Origin of the sequence: Vibrio sp. YT-16 (genome assembly GCF_033337405.1) — a bacterium.
In the GTDB taxonomy this organism is placed as follows: domain Bacteria; phylum Pseudomonadota; class Gammaproteobacteria; order Enterobacterales; family Vibrionaceae; genus Vibrio; species Vibrio alginolyticus.
In genome coordinates, this window is the sequence record NZ_JAWOQQ010000016.1 from 39,633 (window position 1) to 59,067 (window position 19,435).

At 46.5% G+C, this 19,435-nt stretch carries 13 protein-coding genes; 6 read left to right on the forward strand and 7 right to left on the reverse strand.

Going from position 1 to position 19,435, the window contains the following annotated elements:
- Nucleotide 1 precedes the first annotated feature (1 nt).
- The 3 genes from rapZ (at nt 2) to mgtE (ending at nt 2,650) form a co-directional block, all read left to right on the forward strand.
- Nucleotides 2-865, forward strand: a complete 864-nt coding sequence (gene rapZ / locus R7F07_RS20495) for an RNase adapter RapZ (protein WP_005381118.1) — start codon at nt 2-4, stop codon at nt 863-865.
- Between the two features lie 2 nt (nt 866-867).
- Nucleotides 868-1,143 carry an HPr family phosphocarrier protein gene (locus R7F07_RS20500; RefSeq protein WP_005381120.1) on the forward strand — a complete coding sequence of 92 codons (276 nt, stop codon included), beginning with the start codon at nt 868-870 and terminating at the stop codon, nt 1,141-1,143.
- 148 nt (nt 1,144-1,291) lie between these two features.
- Nucleotides 1,292-2,650: a magnesium transporter gene (gene mgtE / locus R7F07_RS20505; protein ID WP_005381121.1), complete on the forward strand. Its 1,359-nt coding sequence runs from the start codon at nt 1,292-1,294 to the stop codon at nt 2,648-2,650.
- A 64-nt stretch (nt 2,651-2,714) separates the two neighbouring features.
- Here mgtE and pmbA read toward each other — a convergent pair whose 3' ends face one another.
- The gene (pmbA, locus tag R7F07_RS20510) at nt 2,715-4,058 is read right to left on the reverse strand and encodes a metalloprotease PmbA (RefSeq protein ID WP_005381122.1); all 1,344 of its coding nucleotides are present in this window, start codon (nt 4,056-4,058) and stop codon (nt 2,715-2,717) included.
- A 110-nt stretch (nt 4,059-4,168) separates the two neighbouring features.
- On the opposite strand from pmbA, the gene yjgA reads away from it, so the two are divergent.
- Nucleotides 4,169-4,696 carry a ribosome biogenesis factor YjgA gene (gene yjgA, locus R7F07_RS20515; RefSeq protein ID WP_005381124.1) on the forward strand — a complete coding sequence of 176 codons (528 nt, stop codon included), beginning with the start codon at nt 4,169-4,171 and terminating at the stop codon, nt 4,694-4,696.
- 89 nt (nt 4,697-4,785) lie between these two features.
- Here the strand turns inward: yjgA and R7F07_RS20520 are convergent, their stop codons facing one another.
- Nucleotides 4,786-5,748, reverse strand: a complete 963-nt coding sequence (locus R7F07_RS20520; RefSeq protein ID WP_005381126.1) for a D-2-hydroxyacid dehydrogenase — start codon at nt 5,746-5,748, stop codon at nt 4,786-4,788.
- Nucleotides 5,749-5,851: 103 nt separating this feature from the next.
- A complete protein-coding gene (locus R7F07_RS20525) occupies nt 5,852-6,604 on the reverse strand; it encodes a pseudouridine synthase (protein ID WP_005381128.1) in 753 nt (250 codons plus the stop codon).
- Nucleotides 6,605-6,946: 342 nt separating this feature from the next.
- On the opposite strand from R7F07_RS20525, the gene R7F07_RS20530 reads away from it, so the two are divergent.
- Nucleotides 6,947-8,212 (forward strand): NRAMP family divalent metal transporter, encoded by a 1,266-nt coding sequence (locus tag R7F07_RS20530; protein WP_005381130.1) that lies wholly within the window; start codon nt 6,947-6,949, stop codon nt 8,210-8,212.
- Nucleotides 8,213-8,320: 108 nt separating this feature from the next.
- Here the strand turns inward: R7F07_RS20530 and rapA are convergent, their stop codons facing one another.
- On the reverse strand, nt 8,321-11,230 hold the full coding sequence (rapA, locus tag R7F07_RS20535) for an RNA polymerase-associated protein RapA (protein WP_005388434.1): 2,910 nt from the start codon (nt 11,228-11,230) through the stop codon (nt 8,321-8,323).
- Nucleotides 11,231-11,791: 561 nt separating this feature from the next.
- Between rapA and R7F07_RS20540 the strand changes: the two genes are divergently transcribed.
- Entirely contained in the window at nt 11,792-13,168 is a 1,377-nt protein-coding gene (locus tag R7F07_RS20540; RefSeq protein ID WP_005381133.1) for a PhoH family protein, read from the forward strand.
- 66 nt (nt 13,169-13,234) lie between these two features.
- Here R7F07_RS20540 and tldD read toward each other — a convergent pair whose 3' ends face one another.
- From tldD to R7F07_RS20555, 3 genes are read right to left on the reverse strand one after another with little or no spacing between them, the layout of a single operon-like run.
- Nucleotides 13,235-14,680 (reverse strand): metalloprotease TldD, encoded by a 1,446-nt coding sequence (gene tldD, locus R7F07_RS20545; protein WP_005381134.1) that lies wholly within the window; start codon nt 14,678-14,680, stop codon nt 13,235-13,237.
- Nucleotides 14,681-14,691: 11 nt separating this feature from the next.
- Nucleotides 14,692-15,513 (reverse strand): carbon-nitrogen hydrolase family protein, encoded by an 822-nt coding sequence (locus tag R7F07_RS20550; protein ID WP_005381136.1) that lies wholly within the window; start codon nt 15,511-15,513, stop codon nt 14,692-14,694.
- A 33-nt stretch (nt 15,514-15,546) separates the two neighbouring features.
- Nucleotides 15,547-19,428 carry a YhdP family protein gene (locus tag R7F07_RS20555; protein WP_171343293.1) on the reverse strand — a complete coding sequence of 1,294 codons (3,882 nt, stop codon included), beginning with the start codon at nt 19,426-19,428 and terminating at the stop codon, nt 15,547-15,549.
- Between the last annotated feature and the right edge of the window lie 7 nt (nt 19,429-19,435).

Sequence of the window (19,435 nt, forward strand, 5' to 3'; positions counted from 1 at the left end):
CATGCGACTAATCGTTGTTAGCGGGCACTCAGGTGCCGGTAAAAGTATTGCGCTTCGTGTACTGGAAGACTTAGGTTACTACTGTGTTGATAACCTGCCAGTTAACTTGCTGGACGCATTTGTTCATTCTGTTGCTGACAGCAAACAGAATGTTGCAGTCAGCATTGATATTCGTAATATTCCTAAAAAGCTAAAAGAACTGACGAGTACACTAGAACAGTTAAAAACTGAGCTTGATGTGACCGTGCTTTTCTTGGACGCCAATAAAGAAACGCTACTCAAACGCTACAGCGAAACACGCCGAATTCACCCGTTATCTTTAGGTGGCACCTCCCTCTCGCTCGATCAAGCCATCGAGCGTGAGAAGCAAATTTTGACGCCACTCAAAGCGCATGCAGATCTGGTCCTAAATAGTAGTGGGCAGTCTTTGCATGAATTGAGTGAAACCGTGCGTATGCGCGTTGAAGGCAGAGATCGCAAAGGGCTCGTTATGGTATTTGAGTCTTTTGGTTTTAAATACGGCCTGCCTTCCGATGCCGATTACGTATTCGACGTTCGCTTCTTACCTAACCCACATTGGGAACCAGCACTACGCCCGCTTACAGGTCTGGATGCTCCTATCGCCGCATTTTTAGAGCAACACCAATCGGTGTTAAGTTTGAAATATCAAATTGAAAGCTTTATAGAGAATTGGTTACCTCTGCTTGAGAAAAACAACCGCAGCTACCTGACCGTTGCAATCGGTTGTACTGGTGGTAAGCACCGCTCGGTGTACTTAACTCAGCAAATCGGTGAATACTTCGCCAACAAAGGACACCAAGTACAAATTCGCCATACCTCACTAGAGAAAAACGCTAAGGAATAGCCGTGGAGTTAAGTCGTAAAGTATTGATTCAAAACCGCCTTGGCTTACATGCTCGTGCAGCAGTCAAACTGGTCGAACTGGCACAGAGCTTTGAAGCGGTCATCACCATCGACAATGAAGAAGACAAAACCGCCACAGCAGACAGCGTAATGGGCCTGTTAATGCTAGAGTCCGCTCAAGGACAATACGTCACGATCCACGCAACGGGTGGGCAAGCGGAAGAAGCACTGGATGCCGTTTGCCACTTGATCGAAGATAAATTTGATGAAGGCGAGTAGTTTACTCGCTTTTTTCTTACCTCCCATTATCTTTCTCTTCCCTGACCTAATAAATAAATTTGCTTAGTATCATAAGTTGTTATTAAAAGGCGCCTAGAATTAAGTTATTATTCAACGCATTGTAAATATCAGGAATTGGGAGGAATGAATGGCAGAGCAAATTGAATTCGACCAAGCTCACCAAGCCCTCCAAGAAGTCACAGAAGCGCTAGAAAATGGCCGCTTCGTCCATGTTCGTCGTCAATTACAGGACATGGAACCTGAGGATATCGCTCACCTTTTAGAAGCCTCCCCACGTAAGAGCCGTGAAGTTCTTTGGCAACTCACCGACCCTGAAGATTATGGTGAAATCCTTGACGAGCTGAACGAAGACGTCAAAGACAGCCTCGTATCCAAAATGGCACCAGAAGCGCTTGCAGAAGCGACAGAAGGCATGGATACCGATGACGTGGCTTACGTACTGCGTAGCTTGCCTGACAACCTGTCACGCGAAGTCCTGTCGCAAATGGACTCATCTGACCGCCTACGGGTCGAAACCGCCCTATCCTACCCAGAAGACACCGCGGGTGGACTGATGAACACCGACGTCATCACAATTCGTGGTGACGTAGATGTGGACGTAGTTTTGCGTTATCTACGTATGAAAGGCGAGCTTCCAGAAGCTACGGATGCCCTGTATGTGATCGATGAAGAGAGTAAGCTCATCGGTGAACTGCCGATCACGACGCTTATTACCACTCAGCCAGACGTAAAAATCATTGATGTAATGGAAGACGCGGACGAGGCCATCACCGTCGATACTAGCGACTCAGATGTTGCGAGTCTGTTCGAACGCCGTAATTGGGTATCTGCACCTGTTGTTGATGAAAACTTGCATTTGGTCGGTCGTATCACCATCGATGACGTGGTTGACGTTATTCGTGAAGACGCGGAACACTCGATGATGAGTATGGCGGGTATGGACGATGACGAAGATACTTTCGCGCCTGTTGTAAAATCAGCTCGCAAACGCAGTATCTGGCTTGGCGCTAACGTATTAGCCGCCCTTGCTGCTGCTTCCGTTTCTAACATGTTTGAGGCCACATTAGACCAAATGGCCGCCATTGCGGTATTGATGACGATTGTTCCGTCCATGGGTGGTGTCGCTGGTAACCAAACCGTCGCACTAGTGATTCGTGGTCTTGCTCTTGGTCATATCGGTGACTCAAACAAACGCGAACTGTTAATGAAAGAAGCCTCGATCGGCTTACTTAACGGCATCATGTGGGCGCTGATTATTGGTGGTATTGTTGTTGCTTGGAAAGGTAACTGGATGCTCGGAGGAATCATTTCCGCCGCCATGCTGACCAACTTATTGGTCGCAGGTATTGCCGGAGTAACGATTCCAATCCTATTGAAAAAAATGAACATCGATCCCGCTTTAGCTGGTGGTATGGCATTAACAACAGTGACGGATGTGATTGGTTTATCTGTCTTCTTAGGGCTTGCCACAATACTGATTACCTAACAGCAAAAACGAAAAAGCCTGATGAACACATCAGGCTTTTTTGATTCTGAATTGCTAGAAAAGCTTATTCACCCGCCACTTTCATGGTATCCAGTAGGATAGAGCCCGTTTGGATTTGTGAGCGCGTTTCAATATCACTACCAACCGCTACAATCTTGGTGAACATGTCTTTTAGATTACCTGCGATGGTAATTTCTGATACTGGGTATTGGATCTCGCCGTTCTCAACCCAGAAGCCTGCGGCACCGCGAGAGTAATCACCCGTTACCACGTTCACACCTTGTCCCATAACCTCTGTCACTAGAAGACCAGTACCGAGCTCTTTAAGCATTTGCTCGAAGTTTTGGCCTGTCGACTTCACGTACCAGTTATGAATCCCACCAGCGTGACCTGTCGGCGTCATCTTCATTTTACGTGCGGCATAACTGGTTAACAGATAAGTTGCTAGCACACCGTCGGTAATGATCTCACGGTCTTGAGTGTACACACCTTCACTATCGAATGGACTTGATGCCAAACCACGCAATACATGCGGACGTTCTGAGATATTGAACCATTCAGGAAGCACTTGTTTGCCTAGATGGTCAAGTAAGAAAGAAGATTTTCGGTACAGGTTACCACCGCTGATCGCCATAACGAGATGGCCAATCAAGCCTGTCGCAACATCAGCCGCAAACATGATTGGGTATTGACCTGTTTTTAGACGCTGCGCATCTAAGCGGTTAACCGTATTCTCTGCCGCCTTACGACCCACCGTTTCTGGGGTCCATAAGTCATCACGATGACGTGCCACGGTGTAGCTGTAATCACGTTCCATCTCGCCGTTTTGACCAACGCCAATTACACAACAGCTAGTACTATGGCGGCTAGACGCATAACTAGCTAATAAGCCATGGCTATTGCCATACACTTTCACGCCGTAATGACTATCATAACTCGCGCCATCACTTTGTTTGATTGCACTGTTATAACTTAGCGCCTCTTTTTCTGCTGCAATCGCCACATTGGCAGCATAGTCTGGATCGGGTGCGTCAGGGTGGAAAAGATCAAGCTCAGGGATATCTTGCACCATGTATTCTTTCGCTGCAGGGCCTGCAAATGGGTCTTCAGATGTGTAATGTGCAATATCTAGCGCCGCTATAACGGTTTGCTCGATTGCCGCTTCACTTAAATCAGACGTGGAAGCACTGCCTTTGCGTTGACCTCGGTAAACGGTAATGCCCAGCGCACCATCGCTGTTGAACTCGACATTTTCTACTTCACCCATACGAGTTGAAACACTTAAACCAGTGCTTTTAGTAATTGCGACTTCGGCGGCGTCAGATTTTGCCGATGCAAGCTTTAAGGCTCTTGCGACGGCTTGCTCTAGCTCGGTACGTTGCTCAGCAACCTGCTGTTTAATATCCATTGTCTTTCACATCTTGTCTTTGATGAACAATAGGATAACAAGAATTTCGCTTTCTCCCCATGATTCTTGTTAAAATAGTCATAATATTAATCAAAACACAGGCAACTGAAATGGCACGTAAGAATCAAAAAGCGCCATGGGAACCAGAAGAAGAGATCATCTGGGTAAGTAAATCCGAGATGAAGCGAGACATGGAAGAACTGCAAAAGCTAGGTGAGGAGCTTGTCGGCCTCAAACCTTCAGTTCTAGAAAAGTTTCCATTGAGCGAAGATTTGCGAGAAGCAATTGCTGACGCGCAACGCTTTAAAAATGAAGCGCGTCGTCGCCAATTGCAACGTATCGGTAAATTGATGCGTTACGAAGATCCAGAGCCAATCCAAGCCGCACTGGATAAAATTCGTAATAAGCACTCTCAATTAACGGCGGTATTCCACAAACTTGAAGCGTTGCGTGATCGCGTAGTGGAAGAAGGTGACAAAGCCATTGATGACGTAATGGAAATGTACCCAGAAGCGGATCGTCAGCGTCTACGCCAACTTGCTCGCCAAGCAGCGAAAGAGAAAAAAGCTGGGAAACCAGCAAAAGCGTACCGCGAAATCTTTCAGATCCTTAAAGGTCTAAACGAAGAAGAGTTTTAATTCGAGGGCTCACGCAATGAGCATTCGATTTAAACGCAAAAAGCAGACGTCAATGTCTGCTTTTTTTATCTTTGGTTTTACAGTCAGCGTTACACTAAGCGATTAACGCGGTCTCCGCGATCGAAAGCGTTAATGTTCTCAATCAGGATTTCCGCTAAACGTTGGATAGATGAGTCGCTGCCCCATGCAACATGCGGTGTCAGTAACAAATTAGGTAAACTCATATTGGCAATCAGCGGATTGCTCTCATCAGCCGGTTCTTGTGTAAAAACATCAAAACCAGCCGCTGCAATTTCTTGCTGTTTTAAGGCATCCACCAGTGCGCTCTCATCCACCAAACCTCCACGCCCTGTATTAATCAAAATGGCGTTGGACTTCATTTGTTTCAACTCTGCTTGACCAATTAAATTCTGAGTATGATCGTTGAGCGGGCAATGCAAAGTCAGCGCATCGGAGCGTTTTAATACTTCCTCAAACGACACATAACCTGGTCTACATTCTGCCGCCCCTTTACGCTCAGAAAACAAGACGGTCATTCCTAACGCTTGAGCCAGATTCGCCGTCGCTTGCCCTAGTGCCCCGCTACCAACAACACCTAACGTGCTACCACCAATATCCCCGATTGGGTGCGTAAAAAAACAAAACTGCTGGTTACGCTGCCACTCACCTGCGGCAATATCTTGGTGGTACCCAAATAAATTCCGTCTTAAAGCGAATAACATTGCCATCACGTGCTCGGGCACCGAACGCGTCGCGTAACCACGTACATTAGCAACCGCAATATCATGATTAGCACAGTAGTTCACATCGACGTTGTTAAAACCAGTTGCGGCAACCGCGATCATCCGTAATTTTGGTAGTTGCTCTAATACATGTTGGTCAAGCAGGACTTTATTGCTAATCACGATATCGGCATCTGCTAACCTTTCTATTACCTGCCCAGGCGCAGTTAGGTCGTACTCACGCCAGTGGTGCGGAAAGCTAGGTCGTGGGATCTCAATATGTTCTGGGATGGTCGCTCGATCTAAAAATACGATGCTTGGCAAAGACATAACAACTCCTTGTTCACGGCTGAAAGACAGGATACATCAACCACAGTAACGAAATAGCCAAAAATAGCGAACTAGAAAGAACCGCTGTTGAGTGCAATTGGCATTAAGGGTGTGGCAACGTTTTATAATCAGGCAATGTACGCTCTGGCGAAAAATAGTTAAAGATCATCGCCTCGGCTTCAGAATAAAAGTCACAGGGTACAAAAATACTGCTCAGCTGATCCGTAGCTGGATGATAAAAACTTAGCTCCGCAGCGTGCAACTCTAAACGCTCTGAAAACTGATACGCCTCTTCGCTTGCATAAAACTCATCACCCACAATCGCATGACCAATCGCCATCAAATGCACGCGTAACTGATGCGATCGACCAGTAATGGGCAGTAGTCGCACAACGGTTGTATGGGTGCCATCAGGGTGCACTTCACGCTTCACTACTTGGAATAAAGTTTGAGATGGTTTGCCGTCGTCAAAACATACTTTTTGTCGTGGACGATTTGGCCAATCACAAATTAATGGAAGATCAATATTCCCTTCTTGCGACTCAACATGCCCCCAAACACGTGCGTAATACACCTTGTGAGTGAGGCGATATTGGAACTGCTTTTTTAATGCTCGCTCCGCGGGTTTGTTTTTCGCCAGCAACATCAACCCTGATGTCGACATATCCAAGCGATGCACAACTTGAATTTCTGGATGCAACTCTTTGAGGCGGCTCCACATGCTGTCGTAATGCTCTGCAAGGCGACCAGGGACAGACAGCAGCCCTGATGGCTTATTCACTGCCAGAATGTCGTCATCCTCAAAAACGATATCAACCCAAGGGTCGGTGGGAGGGGTATATTCAAGCATTGCCATGGGAGATCTCTACAAAATAAAAACGCCGCGATTATATACCCAAATAGCACCCAGATGCAGGATTCTGAAGAAAAGTTCAACCCAATAAAACAAAGTCAATCCTTTAGCATAAAAACTAAAAATAGCACGTTGTAAATTTAGTTTGACAACAAGACGCATAACTGAATAGAGTGCTAGATGCACACAGCATGATATTCGCAAAGAATACTTAAAATAAATACATCAAAACACAGCATTTAAAAGACATTACCGTTGCGCAGTATAGGGCGAGCGCTCAGTTTGTCATGTACTGCGGTATGTATCTCTTTAGAAAGATACATAAGATAAAAAGGACAATAAGCAATGGACTCCGCCGTTATAGATAAACCCCAATCCAAACTTTCCTTATTTTTTCGTTCACTAGGCCCCGGCATATTAATGGCATCTGCTGCGGTCGGTGGCTCTCACCTCGTGGCATCAACCAAGGCTGGTGCGATTTATGGTTGGCAATTGGCTGCACTGATTCTGCTCGTAAACCTGTTTAAATACCCTTTTTTCCGAGCGGGCGTACAGTACACCATGGGGACAGGGCTCACCTTGGTTGAGGGCTACGCGAAATTAGGTCGGCCTTATCTATGGCTATTTCTATTTCTTAGCGTGGTATCGGCCGTCATCAATACCGCCGCTTTGTTGATGTTTAGCGCTAGCTTGCTGGGCTACTTCATTCCGTTTTCACTATCAATGGCATCACTCAGCATCATTGTGATTGTCACCTGCCTGATCATATTATTTGCTGGCCATTACAAAGCGCTCGATACGCTATCTAAGGTGATCATGTCGGTGTTAACCATCGCGACTTTACTCGCTGTTTCTATCGCCTTTGGTAACCCTGTTGAGCAAGTAGCCAACTTCGAGCCGCCGTCACCTTGGTCTATTGCGGCTATTGGTTTTATCGTCGTGACAATGGGGTGGATGCCTGCACCGATAGAGATCTCCTGTTTAACCTCAGCATGGCTAAAACGCCAATCAAGCCAGCAAGAAGTAACATACCGCTCTGCTCTATTTGACTTTAATGTCGGTTATATTGGCACGGCGTTTCTTGCCATTATCTTTGTATCGCTAGGCTCTTTGATGCTTTATGGTTCTGGCGTTGCGCTTGAAAGCTCTGGCGTTGGCTTCTCCCACCAATTGGTTGGCTTATATGCGGCAACGATTGGCGAATGGTCTCGTTACTTAATCGCGGTAATTGCGTTTTTCTGTATCTTTGGCAGCACGATTACCGTTATTGATGGCTATTCGCGCGTTATTTCGGATTCTCAACGCCTACTGCGCTCACAACCAGACACTAACCCTAAAACCACTTCAGCGATCATGCTGGTAGTCTCCTTACTTGCATTAGGTATTGTGGTTTTCTGGGCTTCTGCGTTATTGCCTATGCTGAACTTTGCGATGATTCTCGCCTTTATGACCACGCCATTCTTTGCTCTGCTAAATTACACCTTAGTGAGCAAAACTGAGTTACCTGAGCCTTTGGCTGTTGGACCTAAACTAAAGTGGTTGTCGATTGCAGGCCTGATTTACTTGTTTGGCTTCTTGGCTGTATTTATCTGGTGGAAGTGGTTGATGTAAATGAGATAGCTATCAGTGATTAATGCATTCCGCATAAAGAAACTAAACCGTAAATAAAGAAAAAGGTCTTCAACTGAAGACCTTTTTTAATGAGCAATAAATACTTACTTAGTTGTGGCTCACCACAATCAAACGCAGCGAGTCGAGCTGAACCTGAGCTTGGTTGATATAACCAGTAAGCTCTTTAATTTGTGCGTCGATAGCTTCAATTTCTTCGTCACGAATATTTGGGTTCACCGCTTTCAGTGCTTGCAAACGCTCAAGTTCTGCATTCAAACTATGCTGCATATCTTGATGAGCTTGCTTGCGTACTTCTTCGACCTTCTCTTCAATAAGAACATCACCAGCTTCAATTAAGCGGTGTACGTCTTTCTGTACCGACGTAACCAACTTGCTACCTAAGTGACGGTTTACAGGGCTGAGCTGGCGGTTAAAGCTTTCAAACTCCACTTGAGCAGACAAATCATTACCACGCGAGTCCATCATTAAACGGATTGGCGTTTTCGGTAAGAAGCGCGCGATACCACTGCGTTTTGGCGCTTGCGCATCTACCGCGTAAATCAACTCAAGAAGAATAGTCCCGACTGGTAACGCTTTGTTTTTCAATAGAGATACCGCAGACGTCCCCACCCCTTCACTCATAAGAAGATCGATACCACCCTGGATCATTGGGTGTTCCCAACTGATAAAGTGCATATCTTCACGAGATAACGCTGTATCACGATCAAACGTGATCGTCGCTCCTTCGTATGGCAGACCTGGGTAGCTTGGCACCATCATGTGCTCAGATGGGGTCACAATCAGGGCGTTTTCACCTTTATCGTCTTGATTCAGGCCAATCGTGTCAAAAAGAGAAAGTGCGAAGGTGACCAGATTGGTATCGCCGTCAGTTGATTCAATTTTCTCAACGATTTGTTGTGCTTTTTCCCCGCCATTCGAATGCATTTCTAATAGGCGATCACGGCCTTGCTCCAATTGGGATTTCAGCTCTTTATTCATTTTTGCTGACGCTTCAATGATCTCATCTAGCGTGCTGGTATCACCAGAGGCAAGAATTTCAATCAGATCATCGGAGTACTTATCGTAAACAGCACGGCCTGTTGGGCAGGTTTCCGCAAAAGCGTTCAGGCCTTCATCGAACCAACGTGCTAAGATCGCTTGCGATGTGCCTTTCAGGTAAGGAACATGAATGTCGATATCGCGATTTTGACCGATACGGTCCAAACGACCAATACGTTGCTCAAGCAAGTCTGGGTTGAATGGCAAGTCGAACATGACAAGTTGGTTGGCAAACTGGAAGTTACGACCTTCAGAGCCGATTTCGCTACAGATAAGAACTTGTGCTCCACCTTCTTCTTGCGCAAAGTAAGCCGCCGCTTTGTCACGTTCAAGAATCGACATACCTTCGTGGAAAACGGTGGCGCGGATACCTTCACGCTCACGCAGTGCTTGCTCCAATTGCAGCGCGGTACTCGCACGAGAAGCAATCACGAGGATTTTCTCGCTGCGCTTCTCTTTTACTTTTTCAAGCAACCAATTCACACGCGAGTCAAACTGCCACCAGCTCGCGTCATCGCCTTCAAATTCTTGGAAAATTTCTTCCGGGTAAAGGTTCTTCATCGCACGTGCTTCAGAACTCATCTTACCGCCAATCATCCCAGCAACACGCATTGATGTAGTGTATTGCGGTGGAATATCCATTGGCATCAGATGCACGTTACGCGTAGGGAAGCCTTTGATGGCCGCGCGCGTATTACGGAACAGAACACGCCCTGTACCATGACGATCCATCAAGTTATCGATCAGCTCTTGGCGTGCCGACGCTTTAGCTTCTTCGTCCGCTTCACTTTCGATAATACGGAAAAGTGGTTCTACGTCTTGTTCAGACAACAACTCAGTGATCTGGTTTTTTGCTTCATTAGGTAGCTTTTCACCGGAAAAGAGTGAAGTAATCGCATCTGCTACGGGCGCGTATTGCTCTTCTTCCTCAACGAACGCTTCGTAATCATAGAAGCGGTCTGGATCCAACAAACGCAGACGAGCAAAGTGACTCTCACGACCAAGCTGCTCTGGCGTTGCAGTCAGTAGCAACACACCTGGAGTACGTTCAGCCAAGCCTTCTACCACTTGGTATTCACGGCTCGGTTTATCTTGGCTCCATTCAAGGTGATGCGCTTCATCGACGACCAGTAGGTCCCATTCACCTTCCAGTGCTTGTTCAAAACGCTTGCGGCTCTTGCGTAGGAAATCCAAAGAACACAGCACATATTGCTGAGTATCAAATGGGTTTTCTGCATCCGCAAAAGCTTCGATACAGCGCTCTTCGTCAAAGATAGAGAAATGCAGATTGAAACGACGCATCATCTCAACCAGCCATTGATGCTGCAGTGTTTCAGGCACCACAATCAAAATGCGTTCGGCACGACCAGACAGAACTTGTTGGTGGATGATCATGCCCGCTTCGATGGTTTTACCCAAACCTACCTCATCCGCCAACAAGACGCGTGGCGCGTGACGACGGCCAACTTCGTGCGCGATGTAAAGCTGATGAGGGATCAAACCTGCACGCATACCACATAGGCCACGCATTGGGCTCTTATGCTGCTCAAACTGGTTGGTTAGCGCACGGTAACGCAGAACAAAGTTGTCCATACGGTCGATTTGACCGGCGTACAACTTATCTTGAGGTTTGTTAAAACGAATTTGGTTGCTAAGGAAAATCTCACGCAGAACAACAGCGGTTTCTTGCGTGTCTTCACGAGTACCGAAATAGGTGTAAAGACCTTCATCTTCCAGTACTTCTTCTACTTTTAGAGACCAACCTTCTTGGCAATCGATGACATCCCCAACATTAAAGGTGACTCGGGTAACAGGTGCATCGTTACGTGCGTAAACTCGGTTTTCCTCTGACGCTGCAAACATCAATGTCACAGTACGAGCATCCATTGCTACAACGGTACCTAAACCTAAATCGCTTTCCGTATCGCTAATCCAGCGCTGCCCCAAAGCAAATGTCATGAATTGACTACCTCGTTATTAGTTCTTGATTCGTATTTCTTGTTGGTCTACTCATGCCCGTGGGCATGGATAATAGTTTAGATCTGATTCTGGCTTCTGCTATGCCGATAGCATTCGTCATTTCAGTATGAACTGAGTATTTTTTAAGCCAGCTCAACATGATAAATCGGACGTAGCCTATACGCAGAAAAAGGTCGCTAATCTTACTTGAAGCTGTGATTTAGGTCACGCCGAAACCGCACCAAGCAGAAACTTTTTTTCCCAAACTCTAAATGCAATCAAATTGTAAAATACTCATGCCAATTATTAAGTTGTAGAACGTAAATATTACGTATACTTCTAATGAGGGGCGTTTAAAACCATTGCATATGATTTAAGCGCGTTAGTACACGATTAGGATCAACACGGGTTTGCAGTAAGTTGTCTTGCTACTCGGTTGCACACTAGCCGACATCAGCCCGACAACCTCTATTGCAAGCAATCAGAGTTAGGTCACTTCACACCTATTTGGAAACGACCTAACAACTCGCATGCAGAGCCGTACTACGGCAAGGAGACGCTATGGGCGATACCGATCGGAAACTGTTTGTACTCGATACCAACATTCTTCTTCATGAACCCTTTGCCATCTTCTCTTTCCAAGAACACGATGTCGTTATCCCCATGACCGTGTTGGAAGAACTCGACCGAATCAAAGACAGCAAGCGCGACGTTGCAAGAGATGCGCGCGTAGCTATTCGCACCTTGGAAGATTTGTTTAAAGAAGCAACGCCAGATGAAATCTCTGAAGGTATTCCTGTTTCTAAAGACAACCCCGACCAAGGTACTATTTCCATTTTGGCGGATTTTGAACTGCAGGAAACCGTCAAAGCCTTCGCCGACAAGGCCGGTGACAACCGTATTCTCAACGCGGTGCTTTATCTGCAAAATAAACGTGCACCACGTGAAGTGGTACTGATCACGAAAGACATCAACATGCGTCTGCGAGCCAAAGGGGCTGGTGTACGCTTTGTTGAGGACTATAGAACCGACCAACTGATTGACGACATTCAATACCTAACCAAAGGCTTTCAATTGCGTGAAGGTGATTTCTGGAGCGGTATTGAGGAAGTAGAAAGCTATGCACTGGGCGGAAAAACTTACCACAAACTCAGTCGCGAACCCTTCGACCCAACCTTTATCAACCAATACGTTATTGATGAAGACAGTGACTTTGCTGGTCGCGTAGAAACCATCAATGAAGACAAGCTAACGCTTCTCGACCTGAGCCGCGAACGTCTAATGCATCGTAAGGCTTGGGACATCACACCTAAAAATATCTACCAGGGAATGGCGTTAGATGCCTTACTCGATCCAGAAATTGACTTGGTGATTCTAACGGGTGCGGCGGGTAGTGGTAAGACATTACTGGCAATGGCAGCAGCATTGGAGCAAACCATTGAAAAAAGCATGTTCGATAAAATTATCGTAACACGTAACACGCCAGATATCGGTGAATCCATCGGCTTCTTACCCGGCTCCGAAGAGGAGAAAATGATGCCGTGGTTAGCGGCGGTGACCGATACCTTGGAAGCACTACATAAACACGATCACTGCACTGAAGGCTCATTGAAGTACATCTGCGATAAAGCCAACATTCAATTTAAATCGATCAACTTTATGCGTGGCCGTTCGATTCAAAATGCGTTTGTACTGCTTGATGAGTGTCAAAACCTCACTGCATCACAAATCAAAACCATCATTACCCGCTGTGGCGAAGGAACCAAAATCGTCTGCTCCGGTAACTTGGCGCAGATTGACTCTCATTACCTCACCCCAGTGACATCAGGATTGACGTACATGGTTGAGCGCTTCAAGAACTTTGAAGGCAGCGCAAATATTCACCTCAACGGCGTGGTTCGTAGCCGCTTGGCGGAATTTGCTGAAGAAAACCTGTAATTGACACCGACTCACAAAGCAAAAGAGCGCTCTAATGAGCGCTCTTTTTATAACGATTCGACTGAGTTACTCCGTGCCACCCACTGTCAGTGAGTCCAGCTTCAAGGTCGGCTGACCAACACCAACTGGCACACTTTGACCTGCTTTACCACATACGCCAACGCCCTTGTCGATACTTAGGTCGTTACCGACCATAGACACTTGCTGCATTGCTTCGATACCTGAGCCAATCAACGTCGCACCTTTAACAGGGCGCGTAATTTTACCGTTTTCAATCAAGTACGCTTCCGATGCAGAGAACACAAACTTACCCGAAGTAATGTCCACCTGGCCGCCACCAAAGTTTGGCGCATACAACCCTTTCTCGACCGTCGAGATAATTTCTTCTGGCGTATGTTCACCTGGAAGCATGTAGGTGTTGGTCATACGAGGCATTGGCAAGTGTGCATACGATTCACGACGACCGTTACCCGTTGGATTTACACCCATTAGCCGCGCGTTTAGCTTGTCTTGCATATAGCCTTTCAGCACACCATTCTCGATAAGCGTGTTGTACTGACCGTTTACCCCTTCATCATCCACATTCAGTGAACCACGAAGGTCTTTTAACGTGCCATCATCGACGATGGTACACAACGAAGACGTCACTTGTTGACCCATTTTGCCAGAGAAAACCGAAGATTCCTTCCGGTTAAAGTCACCTTCTAGGCCATGACCTACCGCTTCGTGTAGCAACACGCCAGGCCAACCTGAGCCCAATACCACTGGCATCATGCCAGCTGGTGCGGCTTCTGCTTCAAGGTTGATTAACGCCATGCGAATCGCTTCGTCTGCGTAATGAAAAGCTTGTTTCACACCATTGCTTTCCGTTAAAAAGAAATCGTAACCGAAACGGCCGCCGCCACCAGCACTACCGCGTTCACGTCGTTCACCTTTTTGTGCGAGCACGCTAATAGACAAACGCACCAAAGGACGAATATCGCCTGCATAAGTACCGTCTGTTGCCGCAACAAGCATCTGCTCATGCACACCGCTGATGCTGATCGAAACTTCTTTAATCAATGGTTCTTTAGTGCGGATGTAAGCATCTAGAGATTTGAGTAATTCTGTTTTTTGCTGCTTTTCCCATTCAGCTAGTGGATTCACAGCCGCGTAGTACGCTTGGTTTTCGGTGCGTTTAAACGCTTGGACTTTGCCATTTTGCCCTTGCTGAGCAATACCGCGCGCCGCCATTGCACTCTGCTTCAGGCCTTCAGGCTGGATTTGATCAGAGTAGGCAAAGCCTGTTTTCTCGCCAGTTACTGCACGGACACCAACACCACAATCAATGTTAAAAGAGCCATCTTTGATGATGCTGTCTTCTAGAACCAGAGACTCATGCCAGCTGGACTGAAAGTAAATGTCCGCATAATCGATCTGGCGCGTCGCAATGCTGGCAAGCGTGTCAGCAATGTCTTGTTCTGTCAGACCATTTGGGGCAAGGAGTGCCTGTTCTATTTGGTTTGTGCTCATAGTTAGCTCTTTTATTTCCGTCTCAATTCATTTTGAAAGCGACTGTGTTGAGTCAGCGGCATATTCTGCCTTACTTGTTGGCTTTGTGACAAATCTATCTCTGTCACCAATAAGCCTACTTCATCCTGAAGCTGTTTATGGATACGTCCCCAAGGGTCAACGACCATTGAGTGTCCCCATGTTTTTCGTCCACATGGATGCGTTCCAGTTTGTCCGCTTGCCAAAATCCAACATTGTGTCTCAATCGCTCTAGCTCGCAATAATACTTCCCAGTGAGCTTGCCCCGTCACAGCGGTAAACGCAGCGGGCACCACAATGATATCCGCCCCTTCTTGACGCAATACTTTATAAAGTTCTGGGAAACGTAAATCATAACAAATACTCAATCCAACACTGCCGATATCAGTTTCCGCAACGACTATTTGATTACCCGCCATAAACGTATCCGACTCACGATAACTACCATAACCATCGGCTACGTCGACATCAAACATATGCAGTTTGTCATAGTGAGCAATGCATTTACCGTGCGGCGGAAATACAAGTGTTGTGGTGGTGACACCTTTTGCGGTTTGAATGGGCATGCTTCCGACAATTAGCGTTAACTGGTTCTTTCTAGCGATTTCACAGAGCCGCTGTTGAATCATGCCACTGCCAAGTGGCTCTGCATGTTGATGATAAGCTTCGCGACTGGAAAATAGCACTGTATTTTCAGGAGTAAGAACAAGTTTGGCACCTTGCTTGCTCGCTAAAGCACACTGTTTTTCAATGAAGTCCAAATTCGCGTTAATATCCGGACCCGAAGTCATTTGAATAATGCCAACACGCTCCATGTGTTTCCTCCCTATTCCATTATATTCGGTGAGTTATTTGGCCTGTTCACGCAGTTTTTCTGGCAGCTTATATTCACCTTTACTTCGCGAAATTTCTTTCACCGTTGGTGAATCTAGTGGGCCTTTCACTTCATAATTGACTTGAGTGAAGACCTCAACCACCGGAGATATCACCGTAGAGATGGCCAAGACATACAAAGCAGTTTGAGGCGCAACGGCAAACGCGGTCAGCATTGGTAGGCCTGATGTGATGTCTGGTGTGAATTTCACTTCCGCATCAACCATTCTGCTGTTCATATTAGCGATGCCGCGGATTTGCATTTCCCCTGCTAACGCATCCATTACGATATCATTGGTGATAAACACACCGTCTTGGATTTTGCCCGTTCCCGTGATCGAGTTGAATGCCATGCCTTTATCGAATACGTCGGTAAAATCGAGCTGCATCTTACGGATGATAGAATCCAAGCTAAACAAGCCTAACAAGCGTGCCGCACCACTAACTTCACTGATCACGCCTTTACCAAATTCCGTTGAGACGTTTCCTTGCAAGGTTTGTGTCTTCATTGACCAAGGTGCGCCGTCCCATTCCATATTGGCATTGATCTCAAATGGTGCTTGTTGAATGCCTGATGTAATACCAAAGCGCTCCATAAGATCGGTGTTGTTATCACCTTTCATTTTCATGGTTAAGTTGGAATGACTACTCTCTTTCGTCAGGTCCCACCAACCACTCATATCAATGCGGTTTTTGCCGCTACTAAAGGTGATATTTTTCCACTCCAAGCGGTTCTGGCGACGCTGCAAATCAACATTCACTTTGCCCACTTTGTAGCCTTGCAGCCAAAAATCATCAATGTTCAAAGTTAAGTTTGGCATCTCAGCGTGAAACTTGCGGTCAAAATTGGTAATCAAAGGTGCGTTTTGATCTTCACTCGCAAAGATTGAGCTGCGCTCTTTGGTCATCTCTTCAAACCCTGGGATGTACAGATGCAAGTGCTCTAAAGAGACCGATAGATCATAGGGTTTCAGATAGTTAGCTTTCCCTTTAACCTCTTGACTGTCCACATCGAGTTGCCAACTCAAATTTTTCTTGCTTGCTGAAAAATCCACATCATGAAACTCAATCCCACCGAGCTGTAAGTTTGGCGTTTCAACTTCAATGCGTGTCGGCAATGGAATGGTCGGCGTTTTCATGCTTGCCAAAACAGACGATGAAGGCTTGCTCTCAGAGACCTGCGCAAGCTCAGCCCATTGGTCTAAATTCAGTTCTTCGACACGCACCGAAGCATCGTGCCCGACAATAGGACTAATCCGGAAGCCACCTTTGCCAACCATTAAATGAGTCGCAGTCAGAACCGGGACATCGCCAGCGATATCTATCTCAGTTTGATACTTCACATTTGGGATCTGTAGTCTTGCTGAAATACTCTCTTGGTTGCCGGATGCTTGCAGTTTCGCTTGCCCAGACTCGCCAATTTGTTTCGCTAAAGGATAAGGATATTGACTAGCCAGACGATTTAGCTGCGCCAGCACTTCAAGCTGATAAGTGAAACCAACATCATTGAGTTGCAAGTCAATGTCCATTTGCCACGGCGCATGGCCAGAAACAAGGTTTAACCAACGCTCACCGACATAGGGTTTGAGAGGCTCGACATCCCAATCTCCTAGTGTATTAATTGTCACGTTGTAGCCTTGCTCCGCACTCTCTCCATGGAAATCAAGAGAGATAGGCTGTTGTAATAATTCGGCCGACAAACCCGATGTGGTAACCACATCATTGTCGAAGGTGATGCGCCCTGTGGCGTTTTCAAGCGTCATTGGCGGCGCTTCAATATCAACACGATTTTCTGTTAAATCTGCATAACCCCAAGCGCGAGACTCTTTCTCAAAATCAAACGGTATATTGAGTTGAAACTCAGAGTAAACGGGACCACTCACTTGCAGCGCTGTCAATGCGGCACCGACTGAATCCACTAATGGCGTCGCCATCATGTAGTCACGGACTTCATTACCCGGCGCGCTTGCTTTCGCTTCAATCTCGATGTGTCCACCTTCTGCCAACTCAGGGATTCGCCCAGTGATACGCTTGGCATGAACGCCATTTAGTGTGGCTGATTTTGAATCCAAATACATGGCATCATTTTCAAACAGCAAGTCTAGCTGCAAATCCGTGATGGTTGGCCATGCCGTATCAAAGCTAAATTTCGCGTCTTTTAATCCAACCCAAGCTTGGAACATGCCATTATGTTCTTTGTAAGGAAAATCACCTAACTCGCCATACCACAACAATTTCGCTGTATTCACTTTTCCGCCCTGAATCGCGGTCGAAAGATAGTCGGTCAAGTCTTGTCCAAGTGCCAGAGTCGGTAGATAGCGCCATGTTTCACCCGCGTTGTAGAGATCCGCTTCGGCATAGAACGATAAAAATGGGCTTTGTTCTTTTGGGAAATCAAGACGAAATGCCCCCAAAACTTGAAGATCAGGCGTTGCTGCCGTCACTTTATCCGACCACAAACGCCAACCCGCATCATCTTGCTGCCAGATAATATCGACTTCACCTTGTTTGATATTCAGCGGAGCTTGGAATACATCACCGTACGGAAAGACATCATCAATGACGGTGACTTTTGCTTTAGCTTGATTCACATCCCCCGATACGCTGCCCTGTACGTGATGAAACCCGGGTAGGAGCTCCCATTGTGTCATCGCGAGTTCATCCAGTTCAGCCGAGTAGCGTAAGGTGTCTAAACCACCGTTCATTGACAATCGGACATCTTCGACCCGACCTTTCGGTGCTAGTTTGTTAATAAGGTCACTGGTCGACTCTGACTCCGGAGCCAGCTTGATGAGCGGAATGAGTGCTTCGATGTCGAGTTGAGAGAGATTAAGCATCCAGCCGTTTGGTTGCCAATCAAACGCGACGTCTAGCTCTGGCCAAGGGGTATTATCGGTTCTGATCTGAAGTGAGTGGCCATTTACTTTCCAGCCTTGTTTATCTGGTCGAAGATTGAAAATTCCAGACTCAATAAACAGCTCATGATGTCCATCTTCATTCCACACCAACTCGGAAGGCAGCAATTCAACATAAGCATCATGCGGTTGGCTATGTTTGAGCGTTAGCCAAGTATTTAAGCTGACTTTACCCGACTCTGCTCCTGACTCTTCTTGCATGTAAGTGGTCAGCCAAGGTGTGACCGAGACATCTTGAGCACTCACGTAAAACTCACCAGATACATCACGCAACGAGCCATGATCTTTAAAGTTAGCGCTTACTAACAATGAGTTCAGGCGAACATCGGCAATGCTAACCGTGCCTTCGGCTACGTGACGTTTCCCTTGATTGCTCCAACGAAGCTGCTCAATATCTAAACGGCGAGTTTCACCTGACACAGACTTATACCAAATCCGTGAATCGCTAATAGTGAAATCTTCGAACTGACGTAAAAGAAGTGAGTCGAGTTGGTCAATGAGTTTCACTTCGCTCTTATCCACTTCAGGCTTCGGATCTTGACGATGAGAAGTCGGCAGAATGTCTACCGTGTGAATGTCTAAAGCGAGGTTATGAATGGTAAGGTCTGCAACTACAGGTTTAAGTTGAAAAAGAGATTGAATAAGATCGAACTCAATTTGGACTTCTTCAACAGCGAAGCGTGCATCTTGCACGTTTGGTAGATTTGCCTCTAAACCCAGTAACGCAATTGAGGGATGATTATTGCGCCACGTCCCTGCGACATTGGCAATAGAAACGTCAAAACCTGTGCCTTGTTTGACCCAGGTTTTGATCTCATCTTGGAAATGGTTAAGTTGCGGCAATGTGACGCGCAGCGTGGTCACTAATATGGCTAATAACACCAATACAGTAACTAAACTCCACGCACAAAAACGCCCAAAACGGTTAACACCAGAATTCACAAATGTT

What these genes read in the sequence shown, in the direction of transcription:
- rapZ (WP_005381118.1), top strand. Translation starts at nt 2, where the DNA reads ATGCGACTAATCGTTGTTAGCGGGCACTCAGGTGCCGGTAAAAGTATT.
- mgtE (WP_005381121.1), top strand. Translation starts at nt 1,292, where the DNA reads ATGGCAGAGCAAATTGAATTCGACCAAGCTCACCAAGCCCTCCAAGAA.
- pmbA (WP_005381122.1), bottom strand. Translation starts at nt 4,058, where the DNA reads ATGGATATTAAACAGCAGGTTGCTGAGCAACGTACCGAGCTAGAGCAA.
- yjgA (WP_005381124.1), top strand. Translation starts at nt 4,169, where the DNA reads ATGGCACGTAAGAATCAAAAAGCGCCATGGGAACCAGAAGAAGAGATC.
- R7F07_RS20520 (WP_005381126.1), bottom strand. Translation starts at nt 5,748, where the DNA reads ATGTCTTTGCCAAGCATCGTATTTTTAGATCGAGCGACCATCCCAGAA.
- R7F07_RS20525 (WP_005381128.1), bottom strand. Translation starts at nt 6,604, where the DNA reads ATGGCAATGCTTGAATATACCCCTCCCACCGACCCTTGGGTTGATATC.
- R7F07_RS20530 (WP_005381130.1), top strand. Translation starts at nt 6,947, where the DNA reads ATGGACTCCGCCGTTATAGATAAACCCCAATCCAAACTTTCCTTATTT.
- rapA (WP_005388434.1), bottom strand. Translation starts at nt 11,230, where the DNA reads ATGACATTTGCTTTGGGGCAGCGCTGGATTAGCGATACGGAAAGCGAT.
- R7F07_RS20540 (WP_005381133.1), top strand. Translation starts at nt 11,792, where the DNA reads ATGGGCGATACCGATCGGAAACTGTTTGTACTCGATACCAACATTCTT.
- tldD (WP_005381134.1), bottom strand. Translation starts at nt 14,680, where the DNA reads ATGAGCACAAACCAAATAGAACAGGCACTCCTTGCCCCAAATGGTCTG.
- R7F07_RS20550 (WP_005381136.1), bottom strand. Translation starts at nt 15,513, where the DNA reads ATGGAGCGTGTTGGCATTATTCAAATGACTTCGGGTCCGGATATTAAC.